Origin of the sequence: Dyadobacter sp. CY343, assembly GCF_021390335.1 — a bacterium.
Lineage (GTDB): Bacteria > Bacteroidota > Bacteroidia > Cytophagales > Spirosomataceae > Dyadobacter.
Genome location: NZ_JAJUXK010000002.1, coordinates 45,440 through 58,244, shown reverse-complemented (window position 1 = coordinate 58,244; position 12,805 = coordinate 45,440). Strand labels below are relative to the sequence as shown.

At 45.0% G+C, this 12,805-nt stretch carries 11 protein-coding genes; 7 read left to right on the top strand and 4 right to left on the bottom strand.

What is annotated here, in order from left to right; genetic code table 11:
• Positions 1–345 precede the first annotated feature (345 nt).
• Complete coding sequence (locus LZG94_RS06765) at positions 346–1,281, top strand: nucleotide-diphospho-sugar transferase (RefSeq protein WP_233791171.1); 936 nt, start codon at positions 346–348, stop codon at positions 1,279–1,281.
• 96 nt (positions 1,282–1,377) lie between these two features.
• Complete coding sequence (locus tag LZG94_RS06760) at positions 1,378–2,745, top strand: exopolysaccharide biosynthesis polyprenyl glycosylphosphotransferase (RefSeq protein WP_233791170.1); 1,368 nt, start codon at positions 1,378–1,380, stop codon at positions 2,743–2,745.
• Between the two features lie 79 nt (positions 2,746–2,824).
• On the opposite strand, the gene LZG94_RS06755 is transcribed toward LZG94_RS06760, so the two are convergent.
• The 4 genes from LZG94_RS06755 to LZG94_RS06740 form a co-directional block, all read right to left on the bottom strand.
• Positions 2,825–3,352, bottom strand: a complete 528-nt coding sequence (locus tag LZG94_RS06755) for a hypothetical protein (RefSeq protein WP_233791169.1) — start codon at positions 3,350–3,352, stop codon at positions 2,825–2,827.
• Between the two features lie 95 nt (positions 3,353–3,447).
• Complete coding sequence (locus LZG94_RS06750) at positions 3,448–4,371, bottom strand: YsnF/AvaK domain-containing protein (RefSeq protein WP_233791168.1); 924 nt, start codon at positions 4,369–4,371, stop codon at positions 3,448–3,450.
• Between the two features lie 42 nt (positions 4,372–4,413).
• Positions 4,414–4,845 carry a YsnF/AvaK domain-containing protein gene (locus tag LZG94_RS06745; RefSeq protein WP_233791167.1) on the bottom strand — a complete coding sequence of 144 codons (432 nt, stop codon included), beginning with the start codon at positions 4,843–4,845 and terminating at the stop codon, positions 4,414–4,416.
• Entirely contained in the window at positions 4,845–5,210 is a 366-nt protein-coding gene (locus LZG94_RS06740; RefSeq protein ID WP_215232675.1) for a YtxH domain-containing protein, read from the bottom strand. The genes LZG94_RS06745 and LZG94_RS06740 overlap by 1 nt, the downstream gene beginning before the upstream one ends.
• Positions 5,211–5,561: 351 nt before the next feature.
• Between LZG94_RS06740 and LZG94_RS06735 the strand changes: the two genes are divergently transcribed.
• The 5 genes from LZG94_RS06735 to LZG94_RS06715 all read left to right on the top strand — a co-directional run bounded on the left by LZG94_RS06735 (position 5,562) and on the right by LZG94_RS06715 (position 12,760).
• Complete coding sequence (locus tag LZG94_RS06735) at positions 5,562–9,380, top strand: choice-of-anchor Q domain-containing protein (RefSeq protein ID WP_233791166.1); 3,819 nt, start codon at positions 5,562–5,564, stop codon at positions 9,378–9,380.
• 109 nt (positions 9,381–9,489) lie between these two features.
• Positions 9,490–10,026 (top strand): hypothetical protein, encoded by a 537-nt coding sequence (locus tag LZG94_RS06730; RefSeq protein WP_233791165.1) that lies wholly within the window; start codon positions 9,490–9,492, stop codon positions 10,024–10,026.
• Between the two features lie 146 nt (positions 10,027–10,172).
• Positions 10,173–10,778: a DinB family protein gene (locus LZG94_RS06725; RefSeq protein ID WP_215233480.1), complete on the top strand. Its 606-nt coding sequence runs from the start codon at positions 10,173–10,175 to the stop codon at positions 10,776–10,778.
• Between the two features lie 291 nt (positions 10,779–11,069).
• A complete protein-coding gene (locus LZG94_RS06720) occupies positions 11,070–11,789 on the top strand; it encodes a hypothetical protein (RefSeq protein WP_233791164.1) in 720 nt (239 codons plus the stop codon).
• A 317-nt stretch (positions 11,790–12,106) separates the two neighbouring features.
• Positions 12,107–12,760: a phosphoribosylanthranilate isomerase gene (locus LZG94_RS06715; protein WP_233791163.1), complete on the top strand. Its 654-nt coding sequence runs from the start codon at positions 12,107–12,109 to the stop codon at positions 12,758–12,760.
• Positions 12,761–12,805: the final 45 nt, after the last annotated feature.

Sequence of the window (12,805 nt, the reverse complement as noted above, 5' to 3'; positions counted from 1 at the left end):
AATAATATACAAATGTTCAACGATTAATATTCTATTTACATTTTCACAGGATACATATTTATATTCTTATTGATTTTGAAATTGAAATTCCTTATCAATTAGATAAAGTTTAATACGACAACCTAAATCAGCTATTTATCTATTTTAATTCGGTTGCAAAACACCCCGATCAGATAGTTTGTGACCCCAATTTACGTGCACTTTGCCCCAAAAGCCCGCTACGGTTATATTTAATGTAATACCTTCGATTTACAAATTCCAGAATACATACACTAAAAAACTCAACCCTCCTCCGATCAACACCGGCTGGAACAGATATGACCCTCTAAAATTTTAAAATTCTTAATGGATAAGAAATTGTTTGACATTCCTGTACTGCTGATCACATTCAACAGGCCAGAGACTACATGTCACGTATTTGAACAGATCAGAAAATTAAAACCTTCCAGGCTATATATATTTTCAGATGCGCCCCGAAACGGATTGCCCGAAGAACTGGAACTTGTTGACACTTGCCGATGCTTTTTTGACGAATCGCAGATTAATTGGGAATGCAAAGTGGAGCGTTGGCTGGCCGAAACAAATATGGGAAGTGCCCTCGGGATTTCTTCCGCGATTAGCTGGGCATTTGAAACATGTGAAAAATTGATAATTCTGGAAGACGATTGCCTGCCTCATCCTACCTTCTTTACATTTTGCAAATCCATGCTCGACAGATACAGTACCAACGATCGTGTCATGCACGTATCGGGAGCCAGATGGAATGAAGAAGTAAACATGCGCGGGCCGGATCACTTCTTTTCCCTGGTTGGAAATATTTCCGGCTGGGCAACCTGGAAAAGAGCCTGGAATAAATATGATTTCTGGATGGAACAACTTCCCGAGATCAAGAATCAAATGCGCGCACAGAGGCTTTTCAAGAATACGGACATTGCGAAGTATTGGCAGGAAAAATTCGATGAAGTGTACGGTGAAACCAAAAAGCACACATGGAGTATTCAGTGGCAATATACGCTGTTTAAAAACTACGGCCTCGCCGCAGTCCCCAACGTCAACCTGATCAGCAATATCGGTCTCGAAGATGCATACTTCAATCCCAAGAGAGACACCGAGCTTACACATAGTTTTTACGAAACAAAGAACTGGAAAAGCACCGGATCAAATGTAGAAGTCAGAGCAAACGACCAATACGAAAGAAATTATGCTGAAAGATCACTTGGTAACAGAGGCTCATTCAGCAGCCGCATCATTCAGAAATTCAGGAGCCTGATGTCCTGCTAATTCTGAGTTGCGATAGCGCCAATATGTATCTATCATCATTTTAAACCAATACCCTTTACTACTCACGTTCAAAAAGTTAACCTCCCGGAATCGTTTATGAAAAATTACTTTACCTCCTCCCTGCCAGCTTTTCATTTATGGACTGACATTTTACTGCTAAACATCTCTTTCCTGATTACGCACGAAATGGTGCTCACATCGCTGGCCCCGTTTTCGTATCACGCTTATCTCAATCTTTTCCTGGTCAGCAATCTGATCTGGATCCTGTGTATCAATGTTTTTCGGCTCTATTCATTTACGCGCGTTACTTACAATAGTTACAGCCGGTTTTTGAAACTGATCCTAGCTATTACCGTTCACTTATTTTTCCTCGAACTGTTCGTTTATGTGAGCGGTGAGCAAAGCGGATTCAGTGAAAACCTGGTTTTTATTTCCTACAAAATCTTCACTTTCCTTGCCCTGGCGACGCACGGAGCGGCTACGCTGGTTCTGCAATACCTCCGGAAATCAGGCTATAATCTGAAACGCTACGTGATCATCGGAAATGGTGATCTGAGCGGGCTGGCGAAGGGATTTTACGACAACCGCCAGGAACTGGGCTACTTTTTTTGCGGAACATTCAAGATCCAGAACATGCGGACGCAGGCAGAAAGTCTGGAAAACTTCATCGAAACCGAGCGCCCGGACTATATTTACTGCTGCCTGTCCGAAATGAACAATGAACAGATCAAAGACGTGATCAGGCTGGCGGAAAGAAAGAAAACGCACGTGCGGCTGGTACCCGACTACCATGGTTTTCTAAACAATAAATTCGCATTCGAGCCGCGCGAAACATACCCGATCATTAATGTTCAAACAAAGGCATTTACCGAAATCGACGAACAGTTTACAAAACGCGCTTTTGATATTGCCTTCTCCTCAGTGATCATGATCCTGGGCTTGCCTGTGTTTCTTCTGGTTATGTTACTGGTAAAAGTTTCGTCGAAAGGAACTGTGTTTTTTATGCAGGACCGTACCGGCAGGTGGGGCCAGACTTTCAAGATCATCAAGTTCCGGACGATGTATATGGACGCGCATACCTATGGATTGCAGCATTCACTCGGCAAAAAAGATCCCCGTCTGACACCGGTAGGCAACTTCCTGCGCCGCACCCGGCTAGACGAGCTGCCACAATTCCTGAATGTATTAATGGGGCAAATGTCGATTGTAGGCCCGCGGCCACTGAATCAGTACGATGTGGATATGCTCATGAAAGAAGCCAGTCACGACTTCCAGAAAGTGCTGACGATCCGGCCGGGTATCACGTCGATCGGGCAGGTGAAAGTAGGTTACGCAACGAGCTCGTCTGAAAATTTGCTTAGATTAAAATACGATATGCTTTATCTCAACACGTACAGTCTGGTTACCGATCTGTATGTGATCGGGTTAACGATTCAGGTGGTCCTCCTGGGCAAAGGCCGTTAATAGCCTTATAATGCAGCCGGGCGCTCTCCTATCTGGAAAGCGCCCGGCTTTTTTTGTTTTAGGCTAATTTAAAAAGTGCCTAGAACATTTTTGACAAATCGCGAAGATCTACATCTCCGTCACCGTCTTTATCAAGGCCCAGTTTTCGTCCAGCACTGTTGATAGTACCTCCCAAACCGCCACTTTGTGTGGTATTGGTACTCCCGGCGTTTCCGCCAGTCAGGCCGGAGAGCAAACCGCCCAGATCAAAACCGCCTGCGCCGCCTTGCTGGTTATTCCTGCCGACTACCTTGCTGATTACCATCGGGATAAGCGCCGCTGCAATAGAGGCCGCTGCACCGGAACTGATCCCGAATTTGTTCATAATGCTCCCCATGAAATTATTGGAGATCTGCTGCACCGCCGGATTAGATTGCGCTGAGCCGCTTTGTACAGACTCAAAAAGGCCGTTTGCCTGATCAGTATCTTTAACATTTTCCAGTCCGCTGACCACGGCATTGTGGGCTTCTTTTAAAACGTCTTCGTTATGCTCATTCGGAACCTGATCATTGTCCATAACAGTACTTTGGCCGCTTTGGCGGATCATATCAAATATCTGGTCAAACATATATTAAAAGTTTAGTATGAATAAAAAATAGACACTATGGGAAAACAAAACCCCTGCCGAAGCAGGGGCCAGTATGCATTTTAAAATATCACTTCTTACAAATCTAAACCCGACCTCCGAAGTCTTTCTTCATCTGTCAGATCCTCGACGTCAACTTCGGTGTGACGCACAGTTTCGCTGATAATCTCGTCGCGTTCCTCCACAGTTTTATTCAGGCTAACCTCTTCTACCACACGCGCCTCTTTGCTCACAACTGGTATTTCAGCATATTCCTTCATTTCAATGGTACCTTCTCTGAAAGTATCAAATTCGGAATCTGTAGCAACGCGGTCAACCGGCGTTCTGTTGATAGTTACCTGCTCCTGACGGAGGCGGATGCTCTCCTGAACGGGGCGTTGAATAATCCGGCTTCTCAACCGCACGCCACCCGTCTCAATTTCCTGCTTACCAACCGTAAGTTCTTCCTCAATGATAGGCAGCGAAGCTGACTCGTCGCCAGCAACGAAATTCTTATTAAATACCGAGTCTGACTCAGTTACATCATCTGCACCAATCAAGGAGTCGGAACCGATCCGCGAATCAGAAGCAGTTACCGGCTCAGAATCAATGTAGGAACCGGAATTGGTAACTGGTTCAGATCCAATGTAAGAGTCAGAACTGGTACTTCCCAAGTTATTTTCGTTTACATCTATTGCACCGAAATCATCCAGAACAGCGGCTGCCGCCTCTGCTTCTTCCAGGGTCGCTGCATGAACAGTTACAATGGTTCCACGTTTTCCGGCTTCCGAGTAACGGGTAGTTTCGTCATCATCCCCATCAAAAAGATCTCTAAAAAAATTTCCGACGCGGTCACCGAAATCCTGGTCCCGGTCAGTTACGGTTTCTTCCTTCGCATCCGACTTGTAAGACGCAGTTTTAATATCTACATCTCCATCAGCGAATCCATTTGCCAATAAATAGTTTTGCGCTTGCTGCGCGTCACTTTCATATTCGAAAATTCCAACTACTGTATTTGCCATGATTATTTTATTAAAGGTTGTTTGTTGATTTGGCGCCGAATTCTAAATATCCGTGCCTGAAGTGTTTCTTGTTATTACGACTTTTTCTTCCCTGATAGTCTCAGTAAATGTCTCCTGATCGTGATGCTCACGTTTTGTAATATGGAGTTCTTCCACTAGCATCAACTTCTTTTCTACAACCAATACCTCTTTCATCACCGAAATAATGGTAACATCTCCTTCCTGCCGTACAGCCGGGGGAGCCTGTTCTACATATTGGTTGATCTGTCTGCGTTCCACCAGCACCTCTTCACTGATCATGTCAGCTGTGATTTGTGCCTGTTCTTCAACAATTTCTTTCGAAACCAGCACGCGACTAGTTTCCACACGCTCCGTGCCAACTACCAGTCTTTCCCTGATCACCGGAATTTGATAGCTTTCGCCGACAGGCAGATCAGTGCCTGCCGGCTTATCACTTGTTCCTTCCAAAGACATCAATAACGGTTTTGGAATTGATCGGCGGCTGATTTTGTCTCGTCAGCTACTCTATCCACAGTTCCTTTTGCTTTATCAGCATAAGTATCCACAGCTCCTTTTGCCTGTCCGGCAACAGCTTCTACCTTTTCGCGGGCAGCATCAACAACCTCAGTTGCTTTTGCTTTTGTTTGCTCCCATTGGTTTTTAAGGTTGTCTTTTTGCTGATCAGCCAGATCTTTAATTTGCTGACGTGTTTCATAACCAGCTTTTGGTGCGAAAAGAATCGCAGCCAGTGCTCCTACAGTAGCGCCAACAAGCAGGCCAAGGGCAAAGCCACCACCATTACTGTCTTCTCCGTCGTAATCTTCATATTTTGAGCTCATCACAATTTGGTTTTGGTTTGAGCATCAAGCTAAGCGAAAAACGTGCCAGGGCTCAGAGTGTTCGCTTCATTTGCTAAAAAAGACCCTTTATTGATGTTAGGCAGAGCGTGAGCCGACCGCTATACTCACCGTGCCGTTCACACCGGAATCAGCACTTGATAACGTATATTGTCATTAGTAACCACGACTTTTCACTACCTTTTTGTACAGGTTATTTTACACATAACCCTTTGGAAAATAATAGTTTAGAATGCGACCAGGGCTGCAAGTAGTTGCTATTTGCTTTCGGCTTTGGTGATAGGCCCTTTTTGGGCTGCATTTAGTTTATTCTATTATTAATCAACGTTCAGTATGAAACAAAGAACTTTTACGCTTCTCTATCTAACAATCCTATTATCCATTCTTACCATTCCATGGTCGCAGGCGCAGCAGCGCACAAGAGCGAAATCGGCTGAGGGGATCAAAAAATTTCAGAAGTACGCTGATCAGAACAAAGGCCGTTTTGACAGCATTATCAAATCAACAAAACAGCAGTCCAGACTCCCGAGGACAAATGCACCATTGGATTTGCAGAGCTGGAAAAAAATGAAGGCTGACAGTGCGCCCAAAAGTGCGATCAAGAGTTATATGACCACTGTAAGAAAGGCGAAATCTGTTACGCCGCAGCGTCCGTCCACAGCCAGATTAGCAGCAACTGCCGATGCGCCTGCGATCATTTACGTGCGTCAAGGCGACCAAGTCTTACAAGATGGGACCAGCTGGGAGAATGCATACTACGAGCTGGCTGATGCACTCCTTTTTGCCAAAGAAAATCCAGGAGTTGAAGAAATCTGGGTTGCGAATGGGATATACCACCCGCTTTACAATCATAATTATGTAAATGAAGGGGACGATTTTCAGTATCAGGATCAGGTATTCATTATGCTGCCGGGAATTAAAATGTACGGCGGCTTCGAGGGAATCGAGGAATCGATCGCAGACCGGAAGCTCAGGATTAGTTCGACCGGACTCCCAGGTGACGAAGAGTTTACCACAATTCTGAGCGGGAACCTAACCCTTGATGAGGAAGAGCCTGAAACAGAAATGCATACAAACCGCGTCGTACTGGCGGTGGGCGATCTGGGCGACGCAGCTCTCGATGGTTTCGTGATTGCCGGCGCACAGGCATTTGGTGAGGATGCGATCGAGCTCAATGGCGAAGTAATTTCACAACAGATTGGTGCAGGCATCACAATTATTAACTCCTCGCCGGCACTGACCAACCTTATCGTTGCGCATAACTCAGGGGCTAGCGACGGTGGAGGTATTTATGCTACGGGGTCGACGTTTGTCATGACCAATTCTTTAATCTACGAGAACAACAGCAGCACCCGGGGAGGTGGAATGTATATTACCAACTCCCAGCCGGTACTTACAAACGTTACCATAAGCGATAACTTCGCAGAGTTGGAAGGTGGCGGCGCGTACTTTAACGGAAACACGAATGCGAAGGTGAGAAATACGATTTTGTCACGCAATATTTCGACGGCCTCCGAAAACAGTTACCGGGACCCTGCTGCGACAGTGACCTTTTCTGCCTCCGTTGTTCGCGACAGCGGTGGGAGCAGCAATTGGGATCCAGCAATCGGGACAGATGACGGAGGAAATCTGGACACAAATCCATATTTCTTTTCGGGAGAAGGTGTTTATGGTTTAAGACCTTACAGTGAAGCGGTTAATGCAGGCCGTGACCTGTATTTTGAGCCGGGACAAGTTCCTGACCTATCGTATCTTGAAACAGATCAGCGCGGAATGCAGAGAAAAATAGGTTCATCGATAGATATCGGCGCACTTGAAAGTCAGTTTGAAAACCTTTCCACTCCTTTGTTTCCTAGCGACGACGGGATAATGTACGTTAAAAAGGGCGGAACGGGTAATGGAAGCAGCTGGACAGAAGCCGCGGGAGATTTGGCCGACGCAATTTTTGCAGCAAACGTCAACCGTTTTGTCGATCAGATCTGGGTAGCTGGCGGAACATATACTCCGCGTTACACGCCGCATACATTATCGGATGATAACCCTCAAAGCATATATAATACATTCTTGATACCCAGGAGTGTATCTGTTTACGGCGGCTTTGCGGGAGGAGAAACAGAGATCGGACAACGTGTGACAGGTGACCCTGCCAACAAGACCATTTTAAGCGGAGACCTGGCAGGAGACGATAATTTCAATTTCAATAAGCTTTACGAAGAAGGTCCTTATGAGGCATTAGGAAATAATACACTTCATGTAGTGACCATTGTTGGCTCGCCTGGATCTGAGGTACTGCTGGATGGAGTCACCATTGAGGGCGCATTCAACCTGAGTGACCCTAATGAAGCTCTACTTGGCGAAACGCTATTGATTAATGAGAACATTGTGCCGGTGTATCTTGGAGCCGGTGTTTACGTGCAAAGTGCGCTGGCGGGATTTGTAAATTCAATGATCCGGAACAGCCTGGGAAATCTCGGTGGCGGAATAACGAATGTAAACGGGTTGACTTTCATTTCAAACTCCCTTATTTATAACAATACGGATTTTTTCAGCGGCAGCGGGATTACGACAATCGGACCTGGGAGCTCGCTGGCATTATTCAGCTCTACTGTGTCGCAGAATTTGGGAGTAGGTAACGGAGCGGCATTCGGGTCACTTTTCTCCGATATTTATGTGGTTAGTAGTATAGTTTACGATAACCTTTCATTTTCCTACGAATTCGACGAGGAAGGCAATTATATAAAGAATGATTTTTCGTCGGATGGTTCGACCGGAGCTATTTCAAACAGCGTTGTTGGGGGCAGTGGAGGCAGCGGAAACTGGCAAGTAAACGACGATGAATTTCCACCGGCCATAATTCAGGATCTGGGAGGAAACCTGGATGAAGATCCGGCCTTTAAAGATGTATTTCAAGGCGACTTTACACTGACAAATTGCAGCCCTGCTATTGACGCAGGTGAAGTACTTGAGGATTTGCCGATCTCTGAATATCCCCTGACCGATCTGGCAGGTAATGCAAGGATATTCAATGATATACCGGATATCGGTGCGTATGAACTTCAAAGTCTTCAATCGTCCGACGGAACAAGTCTTGCCGGAAATAAAAAACAGAGTGCTTTCACATTTACAGACTTTTCGTCGCACACATTTACCGCAGAAACGGGCGTTTGCGATCTGGATGTGCTGACATTTGCACCCTCGAATTTCGGAGGCCAAGTGGTAGCAAGAGTATATCTGGACAGAGAGGTTTATTCCTTCAATGATGCCTTTTACCTGCAAAGGCATTATGACATTACGCCTACGGAAACCGATCCGGAAGCAGCTCAGGGCCAGGTTACGTTGTATTTCAGACAGGCTGAATTTGATGCGCTGAACTTGAAGCTGACCGCAGGAGACAGACTTCCTACCGGTGTCGCAACGGGAGAAGCTGCAAGAATAGCTAACATTAGAATCTATCAGTTCCATGGCGACAGCTACGATTTAAGCGGTGAGCCGTGGAGTTATGAAAGCAAGCGTACTGTGATAGATCCGGACGACGACGACATCGTATTTAATGCGGATCAGAACCGCTGGGAAGTGACTTTTAATGTGGAAGGTTTCAGTGGCTTTTTCGGTGGATCCGTAGGTCAGAACCCGCTGCCTGTTCGTTTGGTGAGCTTCGATGGAAAAAGGCTGGACGACCAGAAAGTGAAGCTGGAATGGAAGGTTGCCGAGCAGGTCGGTATTGACGTGTACGATGTGGAATATAGTGAAACCGGGAAAAAATTCGGCAAGATCGGTCAGGTAGCTGCGAGTTCTCTGACTACAACTGAATATAGTTTCACCGACTCCCTGTTCCGCACTGGCGACCGGGCCTATTATCGTTTGAAAATAAAAGAATTGGACGGAAAAATGGCTTATAGTCAAATTGTTACGATTAAATCGTTAGCAAAAAATGGCATGATCGCCTACCCTGTTCCGGCTAAAAACGAACTTTGGATTGACTGGAAAAAAACAGAGGCAACATCGGTTGATTTGCTCGACTACCATGGAAGGGTCTTAAAAACGATCAAAAGAACTTCTCCCTCTCAGAAAGTCGATATTTCAGCACTACCCGCAGGCATATTTCTCTTGAAGGCTGAGGGAAATAGTGTGTTAAAGGTTGTGAAAGAATAAGCTAGAAAATGGCGGGACGATTGCACGCAACTCGTCCCGCCATTTTTTTCTATCAAGAAGGCGAAGCCGCCGGATCAAATCGTTAATATGTCTTTAAATATCTTGCTCCGTGCTGAACCAGCTGATCAATGTATTCTGGACGATCGCATCTTTTGCGGCGGTTGGATATTACTGGGGATTGTATTTTGCTGAAAGGAAATCTCCCTATATCCTCATTGTATTCGTCGCATTGAGCATACTAGGTTCTATGCTGCCAAGAAAGTGGCTTTCCGCGCTGACACTGAGTAATGACCGCAGAACCTACGAGCGACTCGGCGTTACATTCATTTTACGGTTTGTTCAAAATGGTACGTTTGTCAAGCGCATAGAAGCGAAATTTGGTAGAAAAGTGAGTATTGTAAACAACCAGAAAAAAGCCCTGGCCTACCTGGGTACCATTAACGTTCAGGAGCGATACCACTACTGCTGCCTCGTATTCTTTATCCTGAGTTCAATAAGCGCATTATTCACCGGAAAGATCGCACTCGCGCTACTCATTACGCTCTCAAATATTATCTACAATATTTATCCGATCCTGCTGCAACAATACAACAGGCTCCGAATCCATTCGATGTTATCAAGACAAAGAATGCCAGCTACATATTAATGGGCTGATCATGTTTAAAAGAGCTCCGCTACGAAAAAGACGCTTATCCGATCCCCGTTTGCTCAATAGAGTTACCGTTTAAACAATGCGCTCGTCCATTTTTGCATTTCCATTTAGTTTTGGGCAAACCTATAATCCAAACGGAAATGAGACTTTCAAACTATTGCACCTTACTGTTATTCATTTGTCTTGCGTGCCCCTCCTTCGGCCAGGAAAAGCTTTGGACAGAAACTGATCGTCAATATACCATCGATCAATTAAACCGGACCCGGGATGAATTGGTAAAAGAAACAGAAAATCTGACACCCGCACAGTGGGAATTTCGTGAGTCAAAAGACCGGTGGTCGATCGGCGAAATTGTCGAACACCTGGCATTGTGGGAGATTATCTGGGCGCGCGAAATCAGTATGGGCTCCCGCAGTAAGCCGCAGCCGGAATTAAACAAATCAAGCAGGCCTGACAGTTACTATTCCGAGTTTATTATGGAAACAAACCCTCACGTAGCTGCCGATATTGCTTTTCCGACTGGTTTAATAAAAGGAAAGGATAACTTGAAATTTTTCCTTAGCCGCCGCGAACAAAACATCGCTTTCGTGAAGAAGACAGACGCAGATATGCGTGCGCACTTCGAGCTAACCGCCACTCCAAATCCAAGAAACATGCACCAGGTGTACATTTATCAATGGGGCCATGTTGACAGGCATTTAAGACAGATCCGGAAAGTGAAAGCGGATGCAAACTTCCCGAAATAGGAAGTGATCCACACTTTACCCCCTTGGCCTTAGCTCATACTGGATTTGCCTAACTGGCTGGCGCGGTTGCCTGCAACTACCTGCTACCGCGCTGGAAGGGCTTCATCCAGTACTGTTATTTATTTTACTTTCCCTATCTGAAGTAAACGGTTACTCGCGAACATCTCTTCGTATTGTAGTGCCAGTCCCGTTAATCGACTCTTATAAGATCCTGATTTCAAGGCATCTTGCTTGCGGGTTCGACAGTAATTTCACATATTTGAATACTCAAGAGTTCTTAACCTTAAGCACATGCTTATTCAAATTTTACGTTCTATTTTGATTGCTTTTGTTGGCCTTTTTTTATCGAAAACGGTTCAGGCGCAATCTTCATCCTCCTGGTCCTACGGAATAGCAAGTCATTATTCTTTTGAAAAACATACGCTAAGCTGGACCAGCTATCCGCAAGGTGAACCTGCACAACAGTCTGAAAACAAATTCACACCGGCATTGGCCGTTGGAGCTGGGATTTGGACAGAGAAAAAGATCAGTAACCTATTTTCAATATATTCCCGACTCGACTACCACTATCTTAGATTTGACGATCAATATCTGTCCGGGTGGTATATCAAAGTCGGTGGTGGGAGAAATTACCAGGAATGGCACAATTCCCTTGCACTTTCTTTGCACGGCCGCTTTTACATTCCAACCAAATCAAAACTAAGGGTCTATTTTGATGCGGGAGCAAAAGTAGATCGAATGATTAAGTTCCGTAGTCGCTACGCACATTTCGATTTCCCAAATTGGAATCCGCAATACATGAATGCTGTCAGTCCTGCACTGATAGGCGCCATTGGCATTCAGTATAGTCGCCTGGGTTTATCACTGGAAAGCCAAAACTACTTATGGAATGACGCCTTAACAGAAGATCTGGCAGCAAGTGAAAGACAACAACTGTATAGCCGCGACATATCAAGGCGAAATTTAACACTGAACTTGTCATATCGTCTGAATTTTAAGACCAACAATTAAATTGCTGATTCCTTTAAATGTAAGTGTACAGCAGTGGGTTTTCAATCATAATCTTTCCGATAGGCAAATGGAGAAATTTGGTAACCTGATCGCAACGTGAAGGAAAATGCTATCATTCCCTCAAACCCCACAAATGAGTGAACGGCATTGTTCCTACACACGCTTTATTACAAATCGCTTTTAGGGTGTGACCACCTTACAGAGGATGCCCATATTTCTGCTCCTGCCATCAAGACATCAAAAACGGGATCTTTGATTTCGTAATAGGCATTGACATCATCGGGGAAGTGCTTGGCCAGTTTATCTTTATTCCTATTATGAAAAGACCGAGAGTAAAGATTTGTTGCATAAGCAGTGTTGCCGAAGCAATGCTCGCTATTGAATATGGTGCGGCGGCATTGGGTCTGGTGGGGCATATGCCAAGCGGACCGGGTATAATTAGTGATGAGCTCATCAAACAAATTGCTGAAAAAGTCCCCCCTCCTATTGCAACTTTCCTCTTAACAAGTGAGACAAAGCCGCAAGATATTATTGCTCATTATAAAAAAGCAAACACAACAACTATTCAAATTGTTCACGAGCTGGAAAAACGGGAATATCAAACACTTCGCAAGGAATTGCCAAATGTTAAACTCGTACAGGTCATCCATGTTACGGATGAAAGCGCAATAAAGGAGGCACTTGAAATTTCAACATATGTCGACGCAATTTTGCTTGACAGCGGCAACCCGAACTTAACGGTTAAAGAGTTAGGCGGAACCGGGCGAATCCACAATTGGGAAATAAGCAGACGAATCAGGCAATCAATAAAAATACCTTTATTTCTCGCGGGCGGGATAAACAAAGACAATGTCAGACAAGCTATTGAAGTGGTTCAACCTTTTGGACTTGACCTTTGCAGCAGCGTTCGTACAGATGGGAAACTGGACCCGGAAAAACTCAGAGATTTCTTCAACGCAGTCGAATTATGAAATGTTTTTTGACCAAGAACAGGGTTTTATTATATCCTTTTAGTT

Bases quoted from the DNA above. Each gene is read 5' to 3' on its own strand.
- LZG94_RS06735 (WP_233791166.1), top strand. From the start codon at position 5,562: ATGAAACAAAGAACTTTTACGCTTCTCTATCTAACAATCCTATTATCC.
- LZG94_RS06750 (WP_233791168.1), bottom strand. From the start codon at position 4,371: ATGGCAAATACAGTAGTTGGAATTTTCGAATATGAAAGTGACGCGCAG.
- LZG94_RS06765 (WP_233791171.1), top strand. From the start codon at position 346: ATGGATAAGAAATTGTTTGACATTCCTGTACTGCTGATCACATTCAAC.
- LZG94_RS06745 (WP_233791167.1), bottom strand. From the start codon at position 4,845: ATGTCTTTGGAAGGAACAAGTGATAAGCCGGCAGGCACTGATCTGCCT.
- LZG94_RS06755 (WP_233791169.1), bottom strand. From the start codon at position 3,352: ATGTTTGACCAGATATTTGATATGATCCGCCAAAGCGGCCAAAGTACT.
- LZG94_RS06760 (WP_233791170.1), top strand. From the start codon at position 1,378: ATGAAAAATTACTTTACCTCCTCCCTGCCAGCTTTTCATTTATGGACT.
- LZG94_RS06725 (WP_215233480.1), top strand. From the start codon at position 10,173: ATGAGACTTTCAAACTATTGCACCTTACTGTTATTCATTTGTCTTGCG.
- LZG94_RS06740 (WP_215232675.1), bottom strand. From the start codon at position 5,210: ATGAGCTCAAAATATGAAGATTACGACGGAGAAGACAGTAATGGTGGT.
- LZG94_RS06720 (WP_233791164.1), top strand. From the start codon at position 11,070: ATGCTTATTCAAATTTTACGTTCTATTTTGATTGCTTTTGTTGGCCTT.
- LZG94_RS06715 (WP_233791163.1), top strand. From the start codon at position 12,107: ATGAAAAGACCGAGAGTAAAGATTTGTTGCATAAGCAGTGTTGCCGAA.